The organism is Dactylosporangium sp. CA-152071 (assembly GCF_050936335.1).
GTDB classification, from domain to species: domain Bacteria; phylum Actinomycetota; class Actinomycetes; order Mycobacteriales; family Micromonosporaceae; genus Dactylosporangium; species Dactylosporangium maewongense.
In genome coordinates this window covers 8,582,576-8,606,175 of sequence record NZ_JBNJMZ010000001.1, presented here as the reverse complement: position 1 = coordinate 8,606,175, position 23,600 = coordinate 8,582,576, and the positions used below count along the sequence as shown (strand labels likewise).

General features: G+C 73.1%; 24 protein-coding genes and 2 pseudogenes. 6 read left to right on the top strand and 20 right to left on the bottom strand.

Annotated elements, in window-relative coordinates; genetic code table 11:
• Positions 1-723 precede the first annotated feature (723 nt).
• Together ACQEVZ_RS38925 and ACQEVZ_RS38920 are read right to left on the bottom strand one after the other, a co-directional pair.
• Entirely contained in the window at positions 724-957 is a 234-nt protein-coding gene (locus ACQEVZ_RS38925) for a hypothetical protein (protein WP_344513267.1), read from the bottom strand.
• Between the two features lie 224 nt (positions 958-1,181).
• Positions 1,182-1,763: a TetR family transcriptional regulator gene (locus ACQEVZ_RS38920; RefSeq protein WP_354903968.1), complete on the bottom strand. Its 582-nt coding sequence runs from the start codon at positions 1,761-1,763 to the stop codon at positions 1,182-1,184.
• A 60-nt stretch (positions 1,764-1,823) separates the two neighbouring features.
• Here ACQEVZ_RS38920 and ACQEVZ_RS38915 point away from each other — a divergent pair, with 60 nt between their 5' ends.
• Entirely contained in the window at positions 1,824-3,035 is a 1,212-nt protein-coding gene (locus ACQEVZ_RS38915; RefSeq protein WP_433375948.1) for an NAD(P)/FAD-dependent oxidoreductase, read from the top strand.
• Here ACQEVZ_RS38915 and ACQEVZ_RS38910 read toward each other — a convergent pair.
• The gene (locus tag ACQEVZ_RS38910) at positions 3,005-3,997 is read right to left on the bottom strand and encodes a site-specific tyrosine recombinase XerD (protein WP_433377235.1); all 993 of its coding nucleotides are present in this window, start codon (positions 3,995-3,997) and stop codon (positions 3,005-3,007) included. The two genes, ACQEVZ_RS38915 and ACQEVZ_RS38910, sit on opposite strands and share 31 nt — an antisense overlap.
• A gap of 63 nt (positions 3,998-4,060) precedes the next feature.
• Positions 4,061-5,176: an alanine dehydrogenase gene (ald, locus tag ACQEVZ_RS38905; protein WP_433375945.1), complete on the bottom strand. Its 1,116-nt coding sequence runs from the start codon at positions 5,174-5,176 to the stop codon at positions 4,061-4,063.
• A gap of 188 nt (positions 5,177-5,364) precedes the next feature.
• On the opposite strand from ald, the gene ACQEVZ_RS38900 reads away from it, so the two are divergent.
• Positions 5,365-6,084 (top strand): RICIN domain-containing protein, encoded by a 720-nt coding sequence (locus ACQEVZ_RS38900; protein ID WP_344513275.1) that lies wholly within the window; start codon positions 5,365-5,367, stop codon positions 6,082-6,084.
• 5 nt (positions 6,085-6,089) lie between these two features.
• Here the strand turns inward: ACQEVZ_RS38900 and ACQEVZ_RS38895 are convergent, their stop codons facing one another.
• From ACQEVZ_RS38895 to arfB, 3 genes are read right to left on the bottom strand one after another with little or no spacing between them, the layout of a single operon-like run.
• On the bottom strand, positions 6,090-6,725 hold the full coding sequence (locus ACQEVZ_RS38895) for an epimerase (protein WP_433375942.1): 636 nt from the start codon (positions 6,723-6,725) through the stop codon (positions 6,090-6,092).
• Positions 6,726-6,741: 16 nt separating this feature from the next.
• Positions 6,742-7,455, bottom strand: coding sequence for a hypothetical protein (locus ACQEVZ_RS38890; protein ID WP_433375939.1), 714 nt, complete (start codon positions 7,453-7,455; stop codon positions 6,742-6,744).
• 11 nt (positions 7,456-7,466) lie between these two features.
• Positions 7,467-7,892 carry an alternative ribosome rescue aminoacyl-tRNA hydrolase ArfB gene (gene arfB / locus ACQEVZ_RS38885; RefSeq protein ID WP_344513280.1) on the bottom strand — a complete coding sequence of 142 codons (426 nt, stop codon included), beginning with the start codon at positions 7,890-7,892 and terminating at the stop codon, positions 7,467-7,469.
• Positions 7,893-8,011: 119 nt separating this feature from the next.
• On the opposite strand from arfB, the gene ACQEVZ_RS38880 reads away from it, so the two are divergent.
• Together ACQEVZ_RS38880 and ACQEVZ_RS38875 are read left to right on the top strand one after the other, a co-directional pair.
• Complete coding sequence (locus tag ACQEVZ_RS38880) at positions 8,012-8,416, top strand: ATP-binding protein (RefSeq protein ID WP_344513282.1); 405 nt, start codon at positions 8,012-8,014, stop codon at positions 8,414-8,416.
• A 10-nt stretch (positions 8,417-8,426) separates the two neighbouring features.
• Positions 8,427-8,984 (top strand): GNAT family N-acetyltransferase, encoded by a 558-nt coding sequence (locus tag ACQEVZ_RS38875; RefSeq protein WP_433375935.1) that lies wholly within the window; start codon positions 8,427-8,429, stop codon positions 8,982-8,984.
• Positions 8,985-9,022: 38 nt separating this feature from the next.
• Here ACQEVZ_RS38875 and ACQEVZ_RS38870 read toward each other — a convergent pair whose 3' ends face one another.
• Positions 9,023-9,397, bottom strand: coding sequence for a YchJ family protein (locus ACQEVZ_RS38870; RefSeq protein ID WP_433375932.1), 375 nt, complete (start codon positions 9,395-9,397; stop codon positions 9,023-9,025).
• Between the two features lies 1 nt (position 9,398).
• Positions 9,399-10,322, bottom strand: a complete 924-nt coding sequence (locus tag ACQEVZ_RS38865) for an AraC family transcriptional regulator (protein WP_344513287.1) — start codon at positions 10,320-10,322, stop codon at positions 9,399-9,401.
• A gap of 76 nt (positions 10,323-10,398) precedes the next feature.
• Between ACQEVZ_RS38865 and ACQEVZ_RS38860 the strand changes: the two genes are divergently transcribed.
• On the top strand, positions 10,399-10,872 hold the full coding sequence (locus ACQEVZ_RS38860) for a DUF1772 domain-containing protein (protein ID WP_344513289.1): 474 nt from the start codon (positions 10,399-10,401) through the stop codon (positions 10,870-10,872).
• A gap of 74 nt (positions 10,873-10,946) precedes the next feature.
• Here ACQEVZ_RS38860 and ACQEVZ_RS38855 read toward each other — a convergent pair whose 3' ends face one another.
• The 9 genes and pseudogenes from ACQEVZ_RS38855 to steA form a co-directional block, all read right to left on the bottom strand.
• A complete protein-coding gene (locus ACQEVZ_RS38855) occupies positions 10,947-11,531 on the bottom strand; it encodes an NUDIX domain-containing protein (protein ID WP_433375928.1) in 585 nt (194 codons plus the stop codon).
• Positions 11,528-13,237, bottom strand: a complete 1,710-nt coding sequence (locus tag ACQEVZ_RS38850; RefSeq protein WP_433375925.1) for a CTP synthase — start codon at positions 13,235-13,237, stop codon at positions 11,528-11,530. The genes ACQEVZ_RS38855 and ACQEVZ_RS38850 overlap by 4 nt, the downstream gene beginning before the upstream one ends.
• Before the next feature lie 70 nt (positions 13,238-13,307).
• A complete protein-coding gene (locus ACQEVZ_RS38845; RefSeq protein ID WP_433375922.1) occupies positions 13,308-15,404 on the bottom strand; it encodes a hypothetical protein in 2,097 nt (698 codons plus the stop codon).
• Entirely contained in the window at positions 15,404-16,489 is a 1,086-nt protein-coding gene (locus tag ACQEVZ_RS38840; RefSeq protein ID WP_433375919.1) for a glycosyltransferase family 4 protein, read from the bottom strand. The genes ACQEVZ_RS38845 and ACQEVZ_RS38840 overlap by 1 nt, the downstream gene beginning before the upstream one ends.
• Before the next feature lie 2 nt (positions 16,490-16,491).
• Positions 16,492-18,021: a murein biosynthesis integral membrane protein MurJ gene (murJ, locus tag ACQEVZ_RS38835; protein WP_433375916.1), complete on the bottom strand. Its 1,530-nt coding sequence runs from the start codon at positions 18,019-18,021 to the stop codon at positions 16,492-16,494.
• A gap of 47 nt (positions 18,022-18,068) precedes the next feature.
• Positions 18,069-18,947, bottom strand: coding sequence for a hypothetical protein (locus ACQEVZ_RS38830; RefSeq protein ID WP_433377232.1), 879 nt, complete (start codon positions 18,945-18,947; stop codon positions 18,069-18,071).
• A 141-nt stretch (positions 18,948-19,088) separates the two neighbouring features.
• Positions 19,089-19,295, bottom strand: a pseudogene (locus ACQEVZ_RS38825) (hypothetical protein); the annotation flags it as partial.
• Positions 19,285-20,238, bottom strand: a complete 954-nt coding sequence (locus ACQEVZ_RS38820; RefSeq protein ID WP_344513299.1) for a copper transporter — start codon at positions 20,236-20,238, stop codon at positions 19,285-19,287. The gene ACQEVZ_RS38820 and the pseudogene ACQEVZ_RS38825, both read right to left, overlap by 11 nt.
• 46 nt (positions 20,239-20,284) lie before the next feature.
• Entirely contained in the window at positions 20,285-21,457 is a 1,173-nt protein-coding gene (gene steA, locus ACQEVZ_RS38815) for a putative cytokinetic ring protein SteA (RefSeq protein WP_389327304.1), read from the bottom strand.
• An 87-nt stretch (positions 21,458-21,544) separates the two neighbouring features.
• Here steA and ACQEVZ_RS38810 point away from each other — a divergent pair.
• Positions 21,545-21,793, top strand: a pseudogene (locus ACQEVZ_RS38810) (PASTA domain-containing protein); the annotation flags it as partial.
• Here ACQEVZ_RS38810 and ACQEVZ_RS38805 read toward each other — a convergent pair.
• Both ACQEVZ_RS38805 and ACQEVZ_RS38800 read right to left on the bottom strand, forming a co-directional pair.
• Complete coding sequence (locus ACQEVZ_RS38805) at positions 21,698-22,513, bottom strand: DedA family protein (protein ID WP_433375912.1); 816 nt, start codon at positions 22,511-22,513, stop codon at positions 21,698-21,700. The pseudogene ACQEVZ_RS38810 and the gene ACQEVZ_RS38805 overlap by 96 nt on opposite strands.
• Before the next feature lie 51 nt (positions 22,514-22,564).
• Positions 22,565-23,347 carry an MOSC domain-containing protein gene (locus ACQEVZ_RS38800; RefSeq protein ID WP_433375909.1) on the bottom strand — a complete coding sequence of 261 codons (783 nt, stop codon included), beginning with the start codon at positions 23,345-23,347 and terminating at the stop codon, positions 22,565-22,567.
• Positions 23,348-23,600 lie beyond the last annotated feature (253 nt).

Here is a 23,600-nt window from a genome sequence, read left to right as displayed (position 1 = left end):
CGGACCGCCACGACCCGACAACCCACCCCGCGGCGCCCACGAGCTTCGAGCCCCACTCCCGCACAGCCACCACAGAGCCGGCTCGGCACGGCGGCACACTCGACCCCCGCGCCCCGCAACACTTCGCGCCCACGACTTGATCAAAAGACAGCCCCGGCCACCATCACGACCACAGCCGTCCTCCGATCATCACGCCGCCGACCCACCCGATAGACGGCGCGCGATCCACCTCCGCCTCAGAAGATCGTTTACGGGTGGCCCGCGCACCGCCCAATGCGCAAAAGCCACGAACCCGGGCATCGACCAACGTTTACGGCAGCCCGGTAACGCACCGTCCCCGGACAAGGCGCGAACACACCGCCGCCCCAGACAGAACCGGACGCACCGCGCCCGCCCGACACGGCGGCAAACTCGGCCCGCTCGACCCACGCGCCCCGCAACACTTCGCGCCCACGACTTGATCGAAGGACAGCCCCGGCCGCGATCACGACCGCAGCCATCCTTCGATCATCGGGCGGCCGGACACGGCAGCCCCACCCGATAGACGTAGCGCGATCCACCCCGTTCCAGATCATCTTGGGGGTGGATCGCGCAGGACCTATGGAACGAAAGCCGCGAACGTGGGCATTGGCCGATGTCTCATGCGGGCAGGGAGCATGTCGCCCGCCCCGGGCAGGCAGGGAAACGCACGCTGCCTGCCCGGACCCGACGCCGGGGAGTGGGTTACTTGTGGCGGTTGTACATGCGGGGGGACTTCGACTTGGCGCCCTTGCCGCCGGAGCCCTTGCCGCCGCCGTGCTGCTGGACGCCGGGCGGGAGGGAGCGGCTGGCCTGGGCGCGGCGGATCGCTTCGAGCGGGTTGCGCGGGGGCGCTTCCTCGGACTCGGCGGCAGCAGCGGTGGCGGCAGCGGTGGTCGTGGTGTTGTCGGGCTGGTTGTCTGCGGTACCGGCAGGCATGGCGTCTCCTTCGCGGATGACTGACGCGGAAGTACCTTCCGCGGGAAGGTGAACGGGGACGTGGACAGGCGTCAGCCGCGCAGCAGACGAAGTGGGAGCCGAGCGAAACCCCTCCACAACAGCGGGGGTCGTGCGAGAACCCACAACGGGGGCCGCCAAGGCAGACCAGTCACAACAGGTCGCGGCGGCACGCGCGGCGTCAGTGGGCTCAGAAACGCATGCGCCTACGGTAACACGGCTCCAAGCTCCCCGGTGAGGTACCGCTGCACGGTCGCACCCACCTGGACCACCAGTGACGAAGGGGTGGCGGCGACGACGGGCGGCAGGCGCAGGATCTGCCGGCAGAAGGCGAGGCCCAGCATCTGGGTGGCGACCAGGCCGGCCCGGACCGTGGCCTCGGCGGGGTCGGGGCAGACGGCGAGCGCCACCGGAGCGACCTGCGAGGCGAAGATGTCCCGCAGCCGCGAGGCGGCCGCCTCGTCAGTGGCGGCGGAGCGCAGCAGGGTCAGCAGCGCGTCGTCGGACGGGTCGCCCTCCCAGCGCTTGATGAAGTGCGCGACGAGCGTCTCGCCGAGCCGGTCGCGCGGGATGCCGGCCACGTCGGGCAGCCGCAGGTGCACGTCGACGGCGGCGGCGAAGAGCTGGGCCTTGTTGCCGTAGTAGCGCATGACCATCGAGGGGTCGATGGCGGCGTCGGCGGCGATCGCCCGGATGGTGGCCCGCTGGTAGCCGTCGGCGGCGAACCGTTCCCTGGCCGCGCGGAGGATCGCCGCGCGGGTAGCGTCGGATCTGCGCTCGGGCTGCATGCCCACAACCGTAGGCCAACAAGCGTTGACAGAAAAGTCAACACGTGTTGGCATTGGCTGATGTACGACGTCATCGTGGTCGGCGCGAGGCCGGCCGGAGCGGCGACCGCCATGCTGCTGGCCCGGCGCGGGCTCAGGGTGCTCGCGGTCGACCGGGCCAGGTTCCCCAGCGACACGCTGTCGACGCACCAGGTCCAGCCGTCCGGGACCGAACGGCTGCGGCGCTGGGGGCTGCTCGACCGGCTGCTCGCCGCCGGTACACCGGCGACCGAACGCGTGCGGTTCGACCTCGGCGGCACCGTCCTGCAGGGCAGGTTCCCGGAGGGCGTCCTGTACAGCCCGCGGCGCACCGTCCTCGACGCGATCCTGGTCGACGCGGCCAGGGAGGCGGGGGCCGAGGTGCGGGAGGGGTTCCACGTCGCCGGCCTGGTCTGGGACGACAGAGGCGTCGCGGGCATCCGGGGACGCGACGGCACCGAGCTCCGCGCGCCGGTCGTCGTCGGCGCCGACGGCAAGCATTCGCTGGTCGCGAAGGAGGTCGCCGCGCCGGTACAGCGCGACGTGCCCCCCAGGACGGTCGCCAGCTACGCCTACTGGGAGGGCGTCGAGCACTGGGAGGGCGGCGAGCAGCGGGCGGGCGGCCAAAGGCGGGCGGGCGGCGAGCAGCGGCACGGCGAGCTCTACCACCGCCCCGGCCGGGCGGTCGCCGCGTTCCCGACCAACGACGGCCTCACCATGGTGTATGCCGCCGCGCCAATCGACGAGTTCAGCACCTGGCGCACCGACGTCGAGGGGCACCTCCTGGCGACGCTGGACCAATGCGGCGACCTGGGCGAGCGGGTCCGGGCCGGCCGGCGGGTCGAGCGCCTGCGGACCACCGTCGACCTGCCCAACGTGGTGCGCCGGGCGCAGGGCCCCGGCTGGTTCCTCGCCGGCGACGCGGGGCTCGTCATGGACCCGGTGACCGCGCAGGGCATCGGCAACGCCCTCGCCGACGCGGAGCTGCTCGCCGAGACGATCGCCGGGGGCCGGACGGACTACCAGCGCCGGCGCGACGCGGCGCGGTTGCCGATCTTCGGCCTGACCACGGGGCTGGCCGCGCTGCGGCCCGCGAAGGGTCTCAACGCGGTGCTGCTCAAGGCCATCGCGCGACGGGAGGCGAGCACGGAGCAGTTCCTCGGGGTGTTCGCGGGCACCGTGCCGGTGAGGACGTTCCGCAGGAGCGTCCCGCGGATGCTGGTTCAGCGCGCCCGGGGGTGGGCGGTCGCGTAGACCTCGCGGAGCTTGTCGACGGTGACCAGCGTGTACACCTGCGTCGTGGTCACCGAGGCGTGCCCGAGCAGCTCCTGCACCACGCGGATGTCGGCGCCGCCGTCGAGCAGGTGTGTGGCGAACGAGTGGCGCAGCGTGTGCGGCGACACCCCGTGCGGCCCGTCGACCGGCAGCCCCGCCCGGACGGCGGCCTTGCGCAGGATCGTCCACGCGCTCTGCCGCGACAGGGCGCCGCCGCGGGCGTTGAGGAAGACGGTGGGCGTGCCGGTGCCGTTGGCGACGAGCGACGGCCGGGCGCGGACCAGGTACACGTCCATGGCGGTCCGCGCGTAGCTGCCCATCGGCACCAGGCGGGTCTTGCCGCCCTTGCCGCGTAGCGTCACGAGGCCGTGCTTGCCGGTCAGGTCGAGGTCGTCGACGGCGATGCCGACGGCCTCGGAGATGCGGGCGCCGGTGCCGTACAGGAACTCCAGCAGCGCCTGGTCGCGCAGCCCGAGCGGCCCGGCGTCGGCGGCGGTGGCGAGCAGCCGCGACACCTGGTCGACGTCCAGGGCCTTCGGCAGCCGCTTCGGCAGCGACGGCGGCTTCACGTCCCGTGACGGGTCGGTCGGTGCGAGCCCCTCCAGCAGCAGGAACCGGTGCAGCCCCCGCACCGCGCTCGCGGCCCGCGCCGCCGACGACGCCGACAGCGGCGGGTGCTCGCCGCCGTCCTGGAGGTCGCCGGTCCGCAGCGCCGCGACGTGCCCGGCGATGTCCCGCGCCCCGACGTCGGCGAGGTCGCCGATCCCGCACGCGGCGAGCCAGTCCACATACCGGTCGAGGTCGCGCCGGTACGACGCCAGGGTGTTCTCCGCGAGCGCCCGCTCGACCGTGAGGTGGTCCAGGTACACGTCGACGGCCTTGCGCAGCACGGACGCGTCGGTGGACGCGGGCCCGCCGACGGGAGAAGTGGACGCGGGCACGCCGGCGGCCGCCGCGACCGGGGAATGGGTCGCGGCGGCGTCCGCCGGCTCGAGCGTCACCGTCTAGGCCAGCACTTCCGCCAGCGCGAGGTGGTCCATCCCGTGCGCGTCGGCGACCGGTCCATAGGTCACGTGGCCGTCGTGCGTGTTCAGCCCGAGCGCCAGGGCCGGGTCGCGGCGCAGCGCGTCCCGCCAGCCCCGGTTCGCCAGCTCCAGCGCGTACGGGAGGGTCACGTTCGTCAGCGCGTACGTGCTGGTGTGCGGCACCGCGCCGGGCATGTTCGCGACGCAGTAGAAGATCGAGTCGTGGACCCGGTAGGTCGGCTCGGCGTGCGTGGTCGGGCGGGAGTCCTCGAAGCAGCCACCCTGGTCGATCGAGATGTCGACGAGGACACTGCCGGGCTTCATCCGCTTCACGAGGTCGTTGGTGATGAGCTTCGGGGCCTTCGCGCCCGGCACGAGGACCGCGCCGATGACGAGGTCCGCGTCGAGGACGGCCCGCTCGATCTCGTAGCTGTTGGACGCGACGGTCTGCAGGTGCCCCTGGTAGATCGCGTCGGCGCCGCGCAGCCGCGAGATGTTCTTGTCCAGCAGCAGCACCTCGGCCTGCATGCCGAGCGCGATCGCGGCCGCGTTGAGGCCGGAGACGCCCGCGCCGATGACGACGACCTTCGCCGCGTACACGCCGGACACCCCGCCGAGCAGCACGCCGCGCCCTCCGCCGGCGCGCATCAGGTGGTACGCCCCGACCTGCGGCGCCAGCCGCCCGGCGACCTCCGACATGGGGGCGAGCAGCGGCAGCGAACGGTCGGTGAGCTCGACGGTCTCGTACGCGATGCCGGTGACCTTCCGGTCGACCAGCGCGTCGGTGCACGCCTTGGACGCGGCCAGGTGCAGGTAGGTGAAGAGGACCTGCCCCTCGCGCATGCGGTGGTACTCCTCGGCGATCGGCTCCTTGACCTTCAGGACGAGGTCGCCGGCGGCCCAGGTGTCGTCCGCGGTCGGCAGGATCTGCGCGCCCGCCTCGCGGAACTCCTGGTCGGTGATCGAGGAGCCGTCGCCGGCACCGGCCTCGATGAAGACCTCGTGCCCGTTCGCGGTGAGTTCGTGGACTCCTGCCGGGGTGATCGCCACCCGGTACTCGTGGTTCTTGACCTCGCGTGGGACTGCGACCTTCACGTCTCGTGACCCCTCTCCACCAGCGACGACGGTGACGCTGCGTGTACCAGCGGCAGTCTATGGCGCGCTGACCGTCCGCGAAGGCAGCACAGTGTGAACTCCTCCGCGAACGGATTGACACAGTGTCGCCTTCTCCGGTACTGCCACCGCCGAAACGCACCCAGGAGGCTGATCTATGCTGTGCGGCCATGACCGTCTACGGCGGGCCCCGCCCGACCTCGCCCGCGGCGCCCGGTGGCTCTGGCGGGCCGCCGCGTGTCAAGCCGGACCCGCTGCTGTTCGGCGCGTTCGGCTTCCTGGTCGTGGCCGTCATCGTCGGGCTGGTCCTCGCGTTCCAGGGCGGTGGTGGCGGCGGCGGTGAGCCGAGCGCCGCCGAGCGGGCCTCCGGCGCGCCCGCCGAGCAGGCTTCGTCGCAGGCCGGGCCGGCCTCCGCGCCGCCCCCGCCGCCGTCGAGCGCCGCCCCGTCGCCGACCCCGCCGCAGGCACTGATCCCGGCGAAGCCGACCCTGCTGCGCGCGTCGCACTCCAGCCTGTGCATGCAGGCCCAGGAGGGCAACGGCGGCGTCGCCACCCAGATGCCCTGCGACAACAACCCGACGCAGGTCTGGATGCCGCAGTCGGTCGCCGGCACGCGGGACGTGTTCGCGTTCGTCAACACGAAGGACAACCGCTGCCTCGACGTCAACGGCGGCTCCAAGGACAACGGCGCGCAGATCCTGCAGTGGGACTGCCACGGCGGCCCCAACCAGCAGTGGCGCCTGCAGCGCGACGGCGACGGCTTCAGGTTCGTCAGCCTCAACAGCGGCCGCTGCATCGGCGTCGACTCCGGCAGCCCCGCCCCGGGCGCCGCCGTCCGCCAGTGGGACTGCGACAACTCCCCCAACCAGCGCTGGCAGCTGCCGACCTGACGCCGTTACAGCGCCGCGATGTCGCGGGACTCCAGGATCTGCTTGGGCGCGCCGGACCGGGCGACGTGCAGCATCGCCCGGCCGATCTGCTGGGTGCTGGTGGCGATGCCCGGGGCGAAGCGGACCAGGGCCGCGCTCAGCGGGGTCAGGACCGTGTAGATCACGCGGAACAGGCGGACCTTGGACACCGCGCCGTGCATCGGCCGGATGAACCCGGGCCGGAACATGTAGGCCCGCAGGTCCATGGCGAGCAGCGCCTGCTCGGCGGTGCCCTTCACCTGCGCCCACTTCGCGCGGCGGTCGCCGCCCGTGCCGGCGCCGGACACGTAGACGAACGTGGAGCCCGGTGACACCGCCCCGGCGGCGGCGAGGGTGTAGTCGACGGTGATCCGCCGGTACACCTCCTCGGACATGCCGACGGAGGAGACGCCGAGGCAGAAGAAGCAGGCGTCGTAGCCGGCGAGGGGGACGCCGGTGAAGTCGGTGAAGTCGGTGCGCAGGGTCTCCCGCAGCTTCGGGTGGCGCTGGCCGGTCAGGGTGCGGCCGACGACCAGGACCTCGGTGACGTCGTCGGCGAGGAGGCACTCGCGGAGCACGCCCTTGCCGACCATGCCGGTGGCGCCGAAGACGATGACCTTCATACCGACATCATCCCCCTCATGCCCGCAGGACGGACAGCGTGGCGCCCTTCAGCGTGGTGTACAGGTCGGAGTCGGTGAAGTCCGGGCCGGTCTCCTCGCCGATGTATACGTCGACGTGCTTCGAGCCGCCCATGCCGGGCGTGAACTCGTCGACGATCGTCCACGTCGGCGCCTTGAGCTTCGCGCACACGTCGGCGGTGACCTCGGCGGTGCCGCAGCGCAGCACGCTGAAGCGGGCGCCGGCGCGCAGCACGTCACCGTCGGCGGCCGCCGACACCCACGGGACGAGCGGGCGGCCGGCGGTGTCCCGCGGGGCGGTGTCCATCCAGTACCCGGTGTCGTAGGACCAGTTGAGGTACCGCCCGTCGGCGGTGCGGCCGGTCCCCTCGTCCTTGACGGCCTTCACGAACGACGCCGGGAACGTGCCCAGGTCCCGCTGGTCGTGCCCCTTCCGGCAGTCGATCGTGGGGCAGCCGGTGACCCGCTGCGACGCGCCGCCGTGCAGGGTCGCGACGGCCGTGTAGTACACGGTGACCTCCCAGCCCGCCGAGGTCACCGGGCTCGCGCCAGGAGCAAGAGTCGGCATAGCCGACATGTCGGAGATTCCGGGTAGCGCGCCGGTCTGCGGCGGGTGTCCGGGCGTCTCGGAGACGGATGCCACAGGGGCGTCGCCGGACGAGCACGCCGCCAGCGCCAGCACACACAGCAACAGCGCGTTGACCCGGACCACATCCTGATCTTCTAATCCTGAGGGCGGCGCCGCTCCTGTTTCCGCAGCGAGGTGAAGCGCTTGTCGGTCAGCCGCCGCTCGATCGCGCCCTTCGAGGGCTTTGTCCGTTTGCGCGGCCGAGGCGGGGGCGCGATGGCCTGCGCGATCACCGTCACCAGGCGCTCCTCGGCCGCGCGCCGGTTCTGCAGCTGCGAACGGTGCTCCGAGGCGACGATCGACAGCACCCCGTCGACGAGCCGGCCGGCGAGCCGCAGCAGGGCGCGCTCCTTCAGCGGCTCGGGCAGCGCCTGGGTCCCCGCCAGGTCGAACCTGAGCTCGACCCGGGAGTCGGTGGTGTTCACCGACTGCCCGCCCGGCCCGCCGGAGCGGCTGAAGCGCCACGCCAGCTCGGCGCGCGGCAGTGCAATGTCGTCGGTGACCCGCAAGTCGTCGTCCACGCCGTCAAGAATGCGGGTTCCGGACTGCATCTTGCACTCCAGGGTGACTTCGGCGGTTGTTTAGGATCGGCTCGGGGTACTCTCGGCTCGCAGCGGGGACGCAGCGGAAAGGTGACACTGTGGCTGATGCCGTCGAGACGGCGCTGCTGGTCGAGGAGTTCGACGCTGAACAGATCACCCCGGTGCGGCACGCCGTGAGCCGGTCGGCCGCCGCCGTCGGCCTGCTCGGGCAGCGCCTGGAGGACTTCGTCCTGGCCGTCAACGAGATCGTCACCAATGCCGTGCGCCACGCCGGCGGCCGCGGCGCGGTGCGGCTGTGGACGCTCAACGGCATCCTGCTGTGCGAGGTCACCGACAAGGGCTCCGGCATCCCCGCGGAGCGGCTGGACGGTCAGACGCTCCCGCCGAGCAACGCGATCAGCGGCCGCGGCCTGTGGCTGGCCAGGCATCTCGTCGACGAGGTCACGGTCCTGTCGACGCCGGCGGGCACAATTGTCACGCTTCGCAGCGCTCTGGCGGGTTAGCATCCTGATCGTGCTCCGCCCCTCCTACCCCATCCGGACCGAACGGCTGACCCTGCGCCCGTTCGCCGAGCGTGACTTCGCCGACCTGCACGCCCTCACCGGGGACCCGGACGTCGTGCGGTACCTGTACTGGGACGTCCACGACGAGGAGATGACCCGGGCCTCGCTGAAGAACCGGATGGCCCAGGACGCGCTCACCGAGGAGGGCCAGTGGCTGGTCCTCGCGATGGACCTCGACGGGCGCGTGATCGGCCAGGTGGTGCTCAAGTGGGAGAGCGCGCTGAGCCGCCAGGGCGAGCTCGGCTTCGTGCTGCACCCCGACTACCAGGGCCGCGGCTACGCCCGTGAGGCGTCCGAGGCGATGCTGCGGCTCGGCTTCGAGGAGCTCGGCCTGCACCGCATCTGCGGCAAGTGCGATACCCGCAACGTGCCGTCGTGGCAGCTGCTCTCGCGGCTCGGGATGCGCCGCGAGGCACACTTCGTCGAGGACGAGCTGTTCAAGGGCGAGTTCGGCGACCAGTACGTCTACGCCATGCTCGACCGCGAGTGGCGGGCCCGCCGGATCTGAGCGTCAGACCTCGTCGGCGGGCGCGCCGGACCTGAGCGTCAGACCTCGTCGACGTAGAGCCACGTCCCGTCGGCGGTCTTCACGAACCGGCTGGTGTCGTGCATCACGCCGGGCTTGCCGTCGGCCTCGTACCGCGCCTTGAACTCGACCGTGCCCTCGGTGTCGAAGAGCCCGCCGCCGGTGCGGTTCAGGATGTACAGGCCCTTCCAGTGCTGCCCGTCCTCGACCGTCAGCAGCCGCGGCCGGGTCTTCTCGTGCCAGGTGCGCAGCAGGAAGTCGCGGTCGCCGACGACGTACGCGCTGTACCGGGCGCGCATGAGCAGCTCGGCGCTCGGCGGCGCGTCGGCGCCCCGGTGGAAGCGGCCGCAGCAGTCGTCGTAAGGCTCGCCGAGCCCACACGGACAGAGTGACATGTCAAGATTGTCCACGATGCTGCTGCGGGCTCACGCCGCGGACACGCTTGAACGCGGCGCTCAACGCGAAAGCACCCCCGTAGCCCACCCTCCTCGCCACGGCGCCGAGGGTCGCGCCGGGCTCCAGGAGAAGGTCGGCGGCGAGCGCCAGGCGCCACCCGGTCAGGTACGCCATCGGCGGCTCCCCCACGACCTCCGTGAACCGCCGCGCGAGCAGCGCCCGCGACACGCCCACCTTCTCCGCGAGGACCGCGACGGTCCAAGGGTGCGCCGGGTTGTGGTGCAGCAGCGTCAGGGCGGGCCCGACGACCGGGTCGGCCTGCGCCCGGTACCACCCCGGCGCGCCCTCCCCGGCCCGGTCCAGCCAGCCGCGCAGCGCCGAGATGAGCATCAGGTCCAGCAGCCGGTCCAGGACCGCCTCCTGCCCGGCCCGGTCCTTGGCGATCTCCTGCGCCAGCAGCTCGACGAGCGGCCCCTCCTCGCGCACCACGATGGCGTCCGGCAGAGCGCCGAGCAGCCGCCGGCCGACCTCGCCGGCCAGCTCGTAGGCGCCGGTGATGACGAGCGTCGGGCCGTCGGCGTCGGTACCCCAGGTGCGCACCCCCAGGTGCATGACGTCGGCGAGGTCCCGGCCGTCGGGGGTGGTGCACCGCTGCCCCGGGTGGATGACGATCTGCGGGTCGGTGCCGGGCGGGTCGGCGACGGTGTAGTGCCCCGGCCCGCGGATGACCATCACGTCCCCCGGCCCGATCGTCCGCGGAGTTCCGTCGTCGGGGATGTACGTGGCCTCGCCGCGCACCATCGCGACCAGGGCGAGGGGCGCCTCGTCCCGGACCCGCAGCGACCACGGCGGCGTCAGCACCGACCGCAGCAGGAACGCCCCGCGGGCCCTCGGCCCGTCGAGCAGTGCCGTCAACGCGTCCACACCGTAGACGATGACACATGCATCGGCGATGCTCGGCCATGGCGCGTCTGCGGGTGCACCGGATTGACTGATCCGCATGGAACAGTTGCGCAGCGTCGTCCTCGCCACCGCCACCCTGCTCGTCGGCCTGTCCGCGGGCGTCTTCTTCGCCTACTCCACGTCGGTCATGCTCGCCCTCGGCCGCGTCGAGGACCGCACGTTCGTCGAGGTCATGCAGAAGATCAACACCGCGATCCTCAACGGCTGGTTCCTGACCGCCTACGTCGGTGCCCTGCTCGCCGCGATCGCCGCCGTGCTGCTCCATCTCGGCGGCCCGCACCGCCCGATGCTGCCCTGGCTGATCGCGGCCACCCTGCTGTACGCCGTGGTCTTCATCGTCACGGCGGCGGTCAACGTGCCGCTCAACGACCAGCTGGACGCGGCCGGCCTGACCGACCCCACCTCGGCACGGGCCGCCTTCGAGGCCTCGTGGAACCGCTGGAACACGGTCCGCACGGTCTCCTCCGCCGGTGCCCTGCTGACCCTGGCGATCGCCCTCCTGAAGCACTGACGGCCCGTCCCCATGATCCGGAAGACTTCTGGTCGCCAGGGCGACGAAAACTCTTCCGGATCATGAGAAGCGGGTCAGGTGGCGGTCGAGGCCGGGCGCAGCGGCTTCCAGCCGCGGTCGCGGGCGTGGGCGGCGCCGAGGATGCCCACCATGCAGGCGGCGTTGGTGACCTCGCCGCTCAGGGCCATCCCCACCGCCGTGTCGAGGTCGACCCAGTGCAGCTCCAGCTCCGCCTCCTCGTGGGTACGGATGTGGCGGGAGGTCTCCGGTACCGGCGAGATGTCCCGGGCCAGGAACAGCCGGATCTTCTCGTTGGAGCAGCCGGGTGACGGGTGCACCTCGGCGAGGAGGTCCCACGTCGCGGCGGCGAGGTCGACCTCCTCGGCGAGCTCCCGGGCCGCCGCGTCGACCAGCGGCTCGCCCTCCACGTCGACGAGGCCCGCCGGCAGCTCCCACAGGACCTGCCGGACCGCCGGCCGGTACTGGCGGACCAGCGCCACCCGCCCGGCGGTGTCCACGGCGACGACCCCGACGGCGCCGACGTGCACCATGTAGTCGCGCAGGGCGGTCCCGCCGCCGGGCATGACGACGTCGTCGGTGAAGATCGCGAAGACCTTGTTGCGCAGCCGCTCCGTGTGCGACAGCACCTCATAGGTCATGCGTCGACCGTTTCCAGCTCGACGGGAAGGCGGTCGGCGGCGTTGTAGGCGACCGCCGCGCCGACGAACGCGGCGAACAGCGGGTGCGCGCGGGTCGGGCGGCTCTTGAGCTCCGGGTGGGCCTGGGTGGCGACGAAGAACGGGTGCCGCTCCCGGTCCAGCTCGACGAACTCGACCAGCCGGCCGTCCGGCGACGTGCCGGAGATGCGCAGCCCGGCGGAGGTCATGGCGTCGCGGTAGGCGTTGTTCACCTCGTACCGGTGGCGGTGCCGCTCCGACACCTCGGACGCGCTGTACGCGTCGGCGGTGAGCGTGCCGGGGGTGAGGACCGCCGGGTAGGCGCCGAGGCGCATCGTGCCGCCCAGGTCGCCCTTGCCGGCGACGATGTCCGCCTGGTCCGCCATGGTCGAGATGACCGGGTCGGCGGCGTCGCCGTCGAACTCGACGGAGTTGGCGCCGGCGATGCCGCCGACATTGCGCAGGACCTCGATCGTCATGCACTGCAGGCCGAGGCACAGGCCGAGGGTCGGGATGCCGTGCTCGCGGGTGTACTGCGCGGCGCCGATCTTGCCCTCGATGCCGCGGACGCCGAAGCCGCCGGGGATGACGACGCCGTCGACGCCGGCGAGGGCCTGGGCGGCACCGGCCGGGGTGGTGCAGGTGTCGCTGGGCACCCAGCGGATCTCGACCCGGGCGCGGTGCGCGAAGCCGGCGGCGCGGACGGCCTCGGTGACCGACAGGTACGCGTCGGGCAGGTCGACGTACTTGCCGACGATCGCGACGGTGACGGTCTGCCGCGGGTGGTGGACCCGCTCGAGGAGGTCGTCCCACTTCTTCCACGCCACGTCGCGGAAGGACAGGCCGAGGCGGCGCACGACGTACGCGTCGAGGCCCTCCTCGTGCAGCACCCGGGGGATGTCGTAGATGCTCGGCGCGTCGGGCGCGGACACGACCGCCTCGGCGTCGACGTCGCAGTACAGGGCGAGCTTGTTCTTCGTCTTCTCCGGGATCTGCCGGTCGGAGCGGCAGACGAGCGCGTCGGGCTGGATGCCGATGCTGCGCAGCGCGGCGACGGAGTGCTGGGTCGGCTTGGTCTTCAGCTCGCCGCTCGGCGCGAGGTACGGCACCAGCGACACGTGCAGGAAGAAGCAGTTGTCGCGGCCGATGTCGTGGCGGACCTGGCGGATCGCCTCGAGGAACGGCAGCGACTCGATGTCGCCGACGGTGCCGCCGACCTCGGTGATGACGACGTCGGGGGCGACGCCGTCGGCGTCGGGCGCCGACATCGCCCGGATGCGGGCCTTGATCTCGTTGGTGACGTGCGGGATGACCTGGACGGTGTCGCCGAGGTACTCGCCGCGCCGCTCCTTGGCGATGACCGCCGAGTAGATCTGGCCGGTCGTGACGTTGGCGTTGCGGGACAGGTCCTGGTCCAGGAACCGCTCGTAGTGACCGATGTCGAGGTCGGTCTCGGCGCCGTCCTCGGTGACGAACACCTCACCGTGCTGGAACGGGTTCATGGTGCCGGGGTCGACGTTGAGGTAGGGGTCCAGCTTCTGCATGACGACCCGCAGACCGCGGGCGCTGAGGAGACTGCCGAGGCTGGAGCCGGTCAGACCCTTGCCGAGTGAGGAGGCGACGCCCCCGGTGACGAAGATGTGCTTAGCCTGCCGGCTCGCACCGGTCCGTGTCGAAGAGCGATCCACGGGAGTTCAGCCTAACAGCAGGTGAACGGGGCCGCTTCGGACACTCCGGGCCGCCCAGCCTGCGGGAAAATCATCGGGTGCGGTCGTCGGCGTGGTCGAGGACGCGCAGGCACGCGAGGACGGTCAATGGCGCGGCGGTGGCGAGGGCGGCCCCGAGGACGTTGAGCGACACCCCTTCGATGACCCCGGCGAGCAGGCTGGCCAGCACCAACCCGGCCAGAGCGCCCCGGACCGGCGGGAACACGCCGAGCAGCCGGCGGAACCCGCCCCAGTCGCGCAGCAGCACGAACGTCACATAGAGAACGGTGCCGATGACGAGGATGGTGAGCGGGCTGGTGACGGTTGTCACCACGTTGGCCTCGCCGATGCGCCGGGCGATGTAACCGACGGTGCCGTCCTGGGTGCGCAGGAGGAGCCGCCCGACGCTGCTGCGCTGCGCCTCGGGGCGGAAGAGGTCGAGGACGCCGATGCCGGCGGTGACGGTGAGCGCGGCGACGGCCGCCCAGACCAGGCGGGTCATCGTGAGCCAGCCGCCGACGGCGAGGGCGGCGGCCGCACACACCCCGGCGGTCAGCGCGACCGCTCCCGAGGCGTCGGCGCCGAGGTACGGGCTGCCGATGACGACCAGCCCGGCCCCGCCGACGACGGCCATGACGAACGGCCGCCACCGCCGCTCGAAGCGCTGCGCGAGGCTGGCGCCGCCGAGCAGCACGCCGGTGACGAGCAGCCCGAGGCCGATGACGCCGACGCCCGCGTAGCGCCCGCCGGCCGCGGCGGAGTAGCCGGCGACGCCGTTGAGCTGCAGCCGCGCCCCGGTGAGCACGTCGAGGGCGACGGCGAGCGCGCCGACGGCGGCGACCCCGCCGAGCGGGGCGTTGGCGCGGCTGCGCGAGGAGGTGAGCGCGATGACGGCGGTGGCGACGGCGAGCGCGGCGAGGGTCACGCCGCCGAACCCGAGGCCGGGCGACGACCACCGCCACCAGGGCAGCAGGTCGGCGACGAGCGCGGCGGGCACGGCGAGCGACGCGGCGATGAGCAACACCTCGGCGGCGCGCACGACGACCCGCGGGGCGGGCGGGTGGGCGACCGGCCCGGCCGGCCGGCGGGCCCACCGCAGCAGCGGCACGACGAGCAGGAACAGGGCCAGCTCGGCGATGACGAGGAGCAGGAAGAAGTTGGAGCCGACCCGCTGCTGGACGCTGGCTTCACGGTCGGCGTCGGCGAGGCGTTCGACGGCCTGCTCGACGGACGCGGGCCGGCCGTCGCTCCTGGTGGCGGCGCCGCCGGCGAAGAGCTTGCCGGGGATCGGCCGGTCCAGCGCCGAGAGGGCGGTCGGGGCGAGGTCGACGACCTGCACGTACCCGGGCCGGGAGGTGGACGGCGAGGTGAGCCAGCCGCCGGTGTAGCCGGGGCCCTGCGCGATCGCGACGTGCAGGCGGCTGCTGGCGTCGAGGTCGGAGAGGCCGGCGAGCACGACGACGGCACGGTCGGGGCGGTTGGCGATGACGGCGGCGAGCCCGGCGTCGGCGCGGCGGGCGTCGGAGGCGCGGGAGGCGGCGTCGGTGCCGGCGATCTGGCCGAGGTCGACGATGGACAGCGCGCACGCGGACAGGAGGTTCTCGTCGACGGCGTCGGCGTAGCGGTCGACCCGCCCGTACGGCCTGGCGGCGGCGACGGCGGCGCCCGGGCCGACGGCGGTGGTGCAGCGGACGCCTTCGGCGAGCGCGCCCGGCTGGGCACCCCAGTGCAGGGCGCGGTTCTTGGCGACGACCCCGCCGAGGTCGGGCAGCGACGCGCCGGTCCTGGTCTGGTCGGCGGAGATCGACACCTGCAGCGGCGGGCACGTGGACGTGATGGGGCCGGTGGTGAACGTGGCGTAGTTGCCGGCGCCGAGCGTGAGCCAGCCGTCGCCGGCGCAGGTGACCCGCCGCGCGGAGCGCACGGACAGCGCGCCGATGGCGCCGTTCTCGGCCAGCTGCCACATGGTGGGGGTGTCGGTCGGGTTGACGTCGTCCCAGCGCAGCCCGGCGACCCCGACGATGATCACGTAGTCGGCGGACGGCGGGACGGCCTCGGCGGCGGGCCGCGGGATGAGGGCGAGCAGCGCGACGAACCCGACGAGCAGCGACAGCAGCGCCGGGGTGAAACGGTGCAGCCGGTGCCGCATCAACGGTCCCCGCTGGCGCGTACCTGTGCGTACACCGCCTCGACCTGGTCCAGGGTGTCGCGCTCGGTCGGCCAGGTGGCGGCGCGGGCCTGGCCGCGCTTGCCGAGCGCCGCCAGCTCCTGCGGGTCGGCGAGCAGCGCCTCGGCGGCGGCGGTGAAGCCTTCGACGTCGTGCGGCTCGACCAGCCGGGCGCCGTCGCCGACGACCTCCGGGATGCCGCCGACGGAGGTCGCGAGCAGCGGTACACCGGCGGCGAGGGTCTCCTGGACGAACAGCGGCTGCCCCTCCCACACGCTGGTGACCACGACCAGGTCGGCGGCGGCGAGCAGGTCCGGGACGTCCTCGCGGTAGCCGAGCAGGTGCACGGGCGCGTGCTCGGCGGAGATCCGCTGCGCGAGCGTCATGTAGGACGGGCCGCTGCCGGCGATCGCCACGTACGGCTGCGGCTCCGACCAGCGCGCGGCGACCAGGTTCTCGAACCCCTTCTGCGGGTGCAGGCGGCCGACGGCGAGGACGAGCGGCCGGCCCTCCTCGACGCCGAGCTCCTCGCGGACCTCGTCGCGGGTGCGGGCGGGCGGCGGCAGGACGGGCGCGGGCACGAGCGCGAGCCGGACGTCGCGGCCGCCGAGCTCCCGGATCCGCTCGACGAGGTCGGTGGAGACGCCGAGGCCGACGTCGGCGCTGCGGGCGACCCGCCGCTCGAGGGGGCCGTAGAGCCTCGCCCGGAGGCCGCGGGCGAGGACGAGGTTGTGCCAGGTGACGACGAGCGGGGTGCCGGCGGGCCTGGCGAGCGCGGCGACGAACCCGGCGCGCAGCCCGTGCGCGTGGATGACGTCGACGTTCTTCAGCGCCCGGCGCAGCGCCCGGACGGCGAGGACGTCGCCCGGCTGGGGGCTGGCGGGGATCTCGACGGGCACGAACCGCGCGCCGCGCCGGGCGAACCCGAACTGCTCGTCGGTGGCGGCCGGGCCGTGCACGCTGACGTCGGCGCCGCGCCCGGCGAGCCCGTCGACGAGCATGCCGACGTGCCGCCCGACGCCACCGGTGCTCGACGCCAGGACCAACGCGATGCGGGCGGCTCCCACCCTCAGCCCCTTCTGTGTCTGAGTCGCTGCAGGGTCCGCCGGTCCATGACCGCCACCCCGGCGAGGAACACCACCGCCACCGCGACTCCGCACAGCATGCCCTGTGCGACGGCGGCGGGCACACCTGGGGTCTCGCCACCCCAGACGGCATTTCTGAACATCAATGCCACGGTCGTGGCGGCGGCCGCCGACGTGGCTGCGGCGGCGGTCGTGCGGCCGGCGCCCGCGACCGCTCCGGCGCCGGCCCGGGCGCGGACGGCCAGCCAGAGCGCGGCCGCGAGCACGAGCATGCCGATCGAGTTGGCCGCCGCGAGGGCGGCGACGCGCCGGTCGAGCGGCAGCGCCACCGCGAGCGGCACGGCGGTGGCGGCGACGACGGCCCAGCCGACGCCGGTCGCCCAGGCGGCGGGGTACGCGTTCCCACCCGCGTACAGGGCCCTCGACAGCAGCGCAAACAGCCCGTAGCCGACCAGCCCGGGGGCGAACCAGGTGATGCCGCCGGCGAGCTGGCCGATGTCCGGCGGCTTCGACGACAGCTCGGCGAGCACGACCGCGACCGGCTCGGCGAGCACGACCAGCGCGGCCGCGCCGAGGAACGTGACGACGACCACGGTCCGCAGGGCCGGCGCGAGCGCCTCCGCGAACCCGCGCCGGTCCTTCGCCTCGCCGGCCTCCGCCAGCCCCGGGTACGCGGTCGTCGCCACCGGCACGGCGAGCACCGCCCACGGCAGCAGGTAGATCGTCTGGGCGAGGCTGTAGACGACGACGGCGCCCTTGCCGGCGTAGCCGCTGAGCGCGATCGCGAGCCCGAGCACCAGCTGCTGGCTGCCGACGGTGACGATCCCGGCGACGACGAGCGGCTTCAGGGTGCGCACCTCGCCGACGTCGAACCGCAGCGTCGGGCGGAGCCTCAGATCGAGCCGGCGCAGCGGGACGAGCAGGCTGAGCGTCAGGACCGCGACCGCGAGGGTGGTGCCGCCGGACAGCAGCCACAGGTCGCCGGTGTCCACCTGGCCGAGATCCGCGCCGCGCCCGGCGAGCCGCCCGAACGTCACGTACACCGTCATCACCGTCACGCTGGACAGCAGCGGCGCGATGACCGGCCACGCGAACCGCCGGTAGGTCTGCAGGGTGCCCGTCAGCACGATGCCGATCCCGTACAGCGGCAGCTGCGGCGCGAACACCCGCAGCATGTCCGTCCCGGCGTCGACGGCCCCGGCCGGCTGCCCGGGCATCAGCAGCCCGACGAGCGGCCGGGCGAGGAGCGCGACGAGGACCGACATCGGCACGAGCAGCAGCAGCACCCAGCCGAGCAGCGCCGACACGGTCCGGGCCACCGCCTGCCGGTCCTGGCGGGCCACCGACCCCGCGAGCAGCGGCACCACGAGACTGGCGAGGGCACCGCCGGCGACGAGCTCGAAGATGATGTTCGGGATGGTGTTCGCCGCGGTGTACGCGTTGCCGAGGTACGTCGGCCCGACGGACCAGTTGAACACCAGAATGCGCGCAAATCCGGCAATCCGGCTCAGCATGGTGAGACCCGCGACCAACGCCGCGGCTCCGACCAGCCGCTTCCCCGTCACCCGTCGCGACGCGGTCTCGGCGAAGGCTTCGGCTTCTGCTGCTTCTCCGGTACGGCCATCCGGGCGGCTTCCTCGGCCCCTTCGCCCCCCTCGGGCTCCTCGACGTCGGGCGCGGCGGGTGGGGTGGCCATGGCGGGCAGGACGGTGGGCTTCAGCCGGCCGAGGTGGTCGAGCGCGCGCAGCGCCGGGGTCCTCTCGATGACCTGCGTGAAGCTGACCTTCTCGCTCGCCGCCGTCAGCGCGACCAGCCCCGCGAGCGCGGCGAGCCGGCCGAACGTGCTGGTGCGGGCCACGTACGCGGTGCCGAGCACGGCGCCGAGTGCGTTGGCCCCGGCGTCGCCGAGCATGATCTCCTCGCCGAGGTCGTCGGCGATCAGCGCCCCGGCGGCCCCGAGCGCCCCGGCCGCGACGCCGCCGCCCTTGCCGGCCGCGAGCGGCGCGCCGACCAGCATGCCGGCCTTGATCGCCCGCCCGGGGCGCAGGTCGAGCAGGTTGAACAGGTTCGCCGTGCCGGCGATGACGCCCGCGCCGAGCAGCACGTCGACGGCCCGCCGCCGGGGCAGCAGCGCCGCCGCCACCAGTCCCGCCGCGCCGACCCCGGCGATCTTCACCAGGCCGCTGGTCACCCGGCCTTCCTTCAACGCCCCGAGGTGGCCACGGAACCCCTTGGCCGAGTGCTCGGGCCGCCCGCCGACGAGGTCGTCGTAGAGCCCGACCGCGCCCGCGCCGAGCCCGGCGACCGCCGCGGCGCCCATGACGGCCGGTCCGCGCCCGGTCAGCGGCGCTCCGGCGCCCCGGCGCTGCCGAGGGGATGTCGCACCGCGCCCGGAGGACCGCACCTCGGCCGGCTCCCCCAGCTTCAGGCCACGCTCCACGGCGCCGCTGGTGTCGCTGCCCGCGCCGCGGCCGGTCTCGCCGCTTCCGGCTCCGTGGCGGGTGGTGCGTGTGGCAGCGCCCCCGGCCCCGCGGCCGGTCGCGCGTCCCGTGTCGCGGCCGGTCGCGCGGTTGGTGTCGTCTCCGGCGCCGCGTCCCGGGGTGCTGCGGCCGGCGGCGCCGAGGACCGCGCCCGCGGCGGCGCCGAGGGCGAGGGCCGGGCCACCGGCGAGGGAGACGGTGCGGCCGCGGAAGTTGGTGCGGTCGAGGGCCGGAAGGCCACGCAGCTCACGCAGCGCGGCCCTGGCGGCGGCCGCCCCCGCGGCGGCGGCGAGCAGCTTACGAACCACTGACCACACCCGCGGTCTTGGGCAGCAGGCTGTTGGCGCCGCTGCCGATGCCGTAGTGGCCGGTCTTGCCGCCGATCCGCTCGACGAGGGCGAGCACCGCGGCGACCTGGCCGTAGGCGGTGACGGCGTTGTCGACCGTCGACACGCTCTTGGCGATCGACGCGTCGTCGCGGACCGCGGACACCAGGCCGTTGGCGGACAGGCCGGCGACCACCATGTCGTTGGACAGCGCGAGGGCGAAGCGGCTCACGACGGTGAGCGCGACCGCGTTGCGCTCCTTCGCGTCCTTGCCGCTGGCGGGCGCGCCGGAGATGACGATGACCGCGTCCGCCGAGGTCTTCAGGTCGCCGTCGAGACTGATCCAGCCGCCCGCCTCGTACGCCGACAGGACCCTCCGGGTGCCGTCGATCTGCGGCGCGCCGGGCTTGTCGGCGACGAGGACCGCGGCGAGCAGCGCGGCCGACGTCTCCTGACCCTTGCCGTTGTTGGGCAGCGCGCCGCTGATCGCCGGCGGCGCCGAGGTCTCGGCGAGGTCGAGCAGGTTGTAGTCGCTGGACGCGGCGGTGAACTTCTCCTTGATCGTGACGGTGCCGGTGACCTTGGCGCCGGCGGTGTGCAGCATGTTGCCGATCCCGTCGGCGGCGGTGTCGACGTCCTTGTCACTGCCCTCGATCTTGACCAGCAGCACGTTGCGCCCGGGCAGCTTGCCGTTGAGCAGCATCGGGGCGACCTCGGTCGCGAAGTCCGCGTTCTTCTTCAGCTCCGCCCGGGACTGGTCCAGATCGTCGCGCAGCTGCTGCTTCTCGTCGGTGATCTTGTTCACCTGGTCGTTGAGCTGGTCGGCGAGCGGCCCGTTCGCCGCCGCGGTCCCGACGACGAGGCCGATGGCGAGCGCCAGGAACACGGCGGCCAGCGACACCACGTGGTACCGGAAGTTGATCACAGGAAACGGTCCCGTCCAGAAAGAAGCAGCGCCCGGTCGAGCGGCGCTAGGAGAACAGCGTGAAGATCAGGTTGTCCCACCACTCGGCGATGACGCTCAGATACGCCCGGCCGATCGTGGTGACCGCGAGCGCCGCCGCCATCGCGGCGATCGCCGAGGCCAGCAGCAGGATCAGCGACGAGCCCGACAGGCTCTGCCGGTAGAGCCTGCTGACGCCCTTGGCGTCGACCAGTTTGCCACCGAGCTTCAGCCGGGTGAGGAAGGTGGAGGCCATGCCACCGCGACCCTTGTCGAGGAACTCGATCAGGGTGTTGTGGGTGCCGACCGCCACGAGCAGCGAGGCGCCCTTCTCGTCGGCGAGCAGCATGGCGATGTCCTCGCTCGTCGCCGCCGCCGGGAACGTGATCGCCTCCACACCCAGCCGCTGCACGCGCGCCAGCCCGGGCGCCCGCCCGTCGGGGTAGGCGTGCACGACCACCTCGGCGCCGCAGCGCAGCACGTCGTCGGAGACCGAGTCCATGTCCCCGATGATCATGTCCGGCGTGTAGCCGGCCTCGACGAGCGCGTCGGCGCCGCCGTCGACCCCGATCAGCACGGGCTTGTATTCGCGGATGTACGGCCGCAGCACGTCGATGTCGGCCTTGTAGTCATAGCCGCGGACCACGATCAGGCAGTGCCGCCCGGCGATCTCCGTCTGGATCTCGGGCACGCCGACGCCGTCGAGCAGCAGCGCGCGCTCCTGCTTCAGATACTCCATCGTGTTGGCGGCGAACGCCTCCAGCTGCACCGACAGGCCCTCGCGGGCGTCGGCCATCGACAGCGCGACCGTCTCCGCGTCCTGCCGCTGCCCCTTCGCGACCGCGTCCTCACCGACATACACGGTGTCGCCGTCGATGCGGACGGTCTCGCCCTCCCGCAGCCGCTCGAACAGCTCCTCGCCGAGGTCGTCGACGAGCGGGATCCCGGCCTTGATCAGCCCCTCTGGGCCCAGGTTGGGATAGCGGCCCGACACCGACGGCTTCGCGTTGAGCACCGCCGCGACCCCTGCCGCGACGAGCGAGTCGGCGGCGACACGGTCGAGGTCGACGTGGTCGATGACCGCGATCTCACCGGGGCGCAGCCGGCCCACCAAGCGTTTGGTCCGCCGATCCAGCCGCACGACGCCACCGATGACACCCGGCTCGGCGGGCCGGGTGCGGCGCAAGGTTGGAAGTCGCATCTCAACCATCCTGGCATGGACCTCTGACAAAAGCCGCGCGCGACATGTCCACTACCAGGTGGAAGGGGGCCTTTCGCGCGTGGGGTGATGCCCATCACTCTTCCCGACTGTCAGCCAGGCGACACATTTTCCGCGTATTCACGACCCCTCTGGGCTCCTCTAGTCCGTGAAGCATCGGAAGGAGCCGCAGTGAACCTCTCGTCGATCAGCCTCACCCTGGTCCCCAACCTCACCGGAAAGTCACCCACCGACGCCGCCACCGAGCTGCGGGCCGCCGGCCTCGAGCTGGGTGTGATCCGCGAGGTCGGCCCCAGCGGCACCATGATCGTCCTGGAGCAGTCGACCCTGCCGCTCACCGTCGCCCCGCGCGGCACCCGGGTCAACCTGCTCGTCGGCCTCCCCTAGGCCCTCGCCGCCCGCGTCCCCGTCCCGATGCCCGGCGTCCCGCTCATCGGCGCCCTGGCCGGTCGCGGCCGGTGGGGTGGCCCGCCGCAGCGCCTCCGCGACGAGCAGGAGCGCCGCCGCGCCGGCGTAGGCGAGCAGCAGCGCCTGCCAGGGCCGCCCGTCGAGGAACCGCCCGGACATGTACCCGATGGAGCCGGCCATCGCGGCCCACACGCTCACCCCGACGGCCGTCCACGCCTGGAACCGCCCCGCCGGGTAGCCGACCACCCCGGCGGCGAGGGCCGACGCGGACCGGCCACCCGGCAGATATCTGGCGAACACGAGCACCTGGCCGCCCCGCTCGGTCAGGGTGCGGTGCGCCCATCCGTACACCTGCAGCCCGCGACGCTTCGTCCGCAGCCGCCGCAGCACCCCCGCCCCCGCCCTGACCCCGATCCGGAACGACACCACGTCCCCCACGAACGCACCGGCCGCCGCCGCGACGATGACCAGCCAGATCGCCGGCCGCCCCGTCTGCGCGGACAGCACCGCGACCGCGATCAGCGTCGACTCGCTCGGCGACAACGGCACCACGGCGTCCAGCGCGGCCACCACGAACACGACCAGCACCACCCACGGCGTCGCCGCGAACGACTCAACGAGGTCCCGCATCGCCCGACTGTCCCCTGACGCGCCGAACATCGACCGTCGCGCGGACGACCATCACCCGTCGGTTTCGATACGTCCCGTCTGCTCCACCGTCGCGTACCAGCCGAAACACGCCGCCGTGCCGAGCTTCCCGACCGCCGTCCTGTAGTGCCCCGCCAGGGTCCGCAACACCCCGCGGTCCAGGCTCCCCGGCGCCTCCGGATCGATCGCGGGCACCACGCATCGCGGCGTCGGCAGCTGTACCCGCAGCCGCACGCCCCCGATCGTCACCGCTTCTCCTGGCGCGGGGTCCTCCGGCAGGTCCAGCACCAGGTTCGGCCGGAACCGCCGATGGTCGACCACCGAACCGTGCACCTCCGCGAGCCGGCGCAGCGCCCCCGTCGTCACGGCGTGCACCGCCCCGAAGTCGTGAAACCTCCCGCTGCCGATCCCGCTGAGCACCTCGGTGCCGCCCGTCGCCCCGCCGGCCGCCGCCCAGGACGGGATCATGTCCCGCTCCTGCGGCCAGTACCGCCGAAGCACCGCCCCCTCGGGCACCACATCGGTCACCGTCACCGCCCGCCCCAGCCACGCCGACAGCAGCCCACCGGCTGCCTCGTTCAGCACCGCCGACTCCCCGCCGGGCAGATACACCCGGCCCCCCGCGGCCCGGACCTGCAACAGCCGCCCCCAGAGCCGGGGCTGCTTCGCACTGACCACCACCCCGTCCCGGTCAACGCAAGCCCACCGCCGATCCCCGACCATTCCGTGAGCCCCGACCTCAACCGCGCCGACCCGCTCCCCTCCCGCCGACTTCATCGCGTACCGCCAAACCTCCACCACCCGAACCCCACCCATCCGACCCCCCTCCCCGTCAATCCCGACGACTCCCGACTCCCCGCGCACAGACATTGGTCAATGCCCCCCTATGCACCTTTTGCGCCATCGACGCTGCGCGATCCACCCCCAAAATGATCTCTGTTTGGTAGGCAGATCGCGCGATATCTATCCGCAGCCGCCCATCCGCCGCCAGTTCACAACAGGCTCCCTGACCACCGAACCACACAGGATCACGAGCCACACCCCGCCGCCAAACCAACGATCGCCAGGC

What these genes read in the sequence shown, in the direction of transcription:
- ACQEVZ_RS38920 (WP_354903968.1), bottom strand. Translation starts at nt 1,763, where the DNA reads ATGCAGCCCGAGCGCAGATCCGACGCTACCCGCGCGGCGATCCTCCGC.
- ACQEVZ_RS38900 (WP_344513275.1), top strand. Translation starts at nt 5,365, where the DNA reads ATGACCGTCTACGGCGGGCCCCGCCCGACCTCGCCCGCGGCGCCCGGT.
- ACQEVZ_RS38895 (WP_433375942.1), bottom strand. Translation starts at nt 6,725, where the DNA reads ATGAAGGTCATCGTCTTCGGCGCCACCGGCATGGTCGGCAAGGGCGTG.
- ACQEVZ_RS38805 (WP_433375912.1), bottom strand. Translation starts at nt 22,513, where the DNA reads ATGCGGGACCTCGTTGAGTCGTTCGCGGCGACGCCGTGGGTGGTGCTG.
- murJ (WP_433375916.1), bottom strand. Translation starts at nt 18,021, where the DNA reads ATGCTGAGCCGGATTGCCGGATTTGCGCGCATTCTGGTGTTCAACTGG.
- steA (WP_389327304.1), bottom strand. Translation starts at nt 21,457, where the DNA reads ATGCGACTTCCAACCTTGCGCCGCACCCGGCCCGCCGAGCCGGGTGTC.
- ACQEVZ_RS38915 (WP_433375948.1), top strand. Translation starts at nt 1,824, where the DNA reads ATGTACGACGTCATCGTGGTCGGCGCGAGGCCGGCCGGAGCGGCGACC.
- ACQEVZ_RS38860 (WP_344513289.1), top strand. Translation starts at nt 10,399, where the DNA reads ATGGAACAGTTGCGCAGCGTCGTCCTCGCCACCGCCACCCTGCTCGTC.
- ACQEVZ_RS38845 (WP_433375922.1), bottom strand. Translation starts at nt 15,404, where the DNA reads ATGCGGCACCGGCTGCACCGTTTCACCCCGGCGCTGCTGTCGCTGCTC.
- ACQEVZ_RS38800 (WP_433375909.1), bottom strand. Translation starts at nt 23,347, where the DNA reads ATGGGTGGGGTTCGGGTGGTGGAGGTTTGGCGGTACGCGATGAAGTCG.
- ACQEVZ_RS38870 (WP_433375932.1), bottom strand. Translation starts at nt 9,397, where the DNA reads ATGTCACTCTGTCCGTGTGGGCTCGGCGAGCCTTACGACGACTGCTGC.
- ACQEVZ_RS38925 (WP_344513267.1), bottom strand. Translation starts at nt 957, where the DNA reads ATGCCTGCCGGTACCGCAGACAACCAGCCCGACAACACCACGACCACC.
- ACQEVZ_RS38855 (WP_433375928.1), bottom strand. Translation starts at nt 11,531, where the DNA reads ATGACCTATGAGGTGCTGTCGCACACGGAGCGGCTGCGCAACAAGGTC.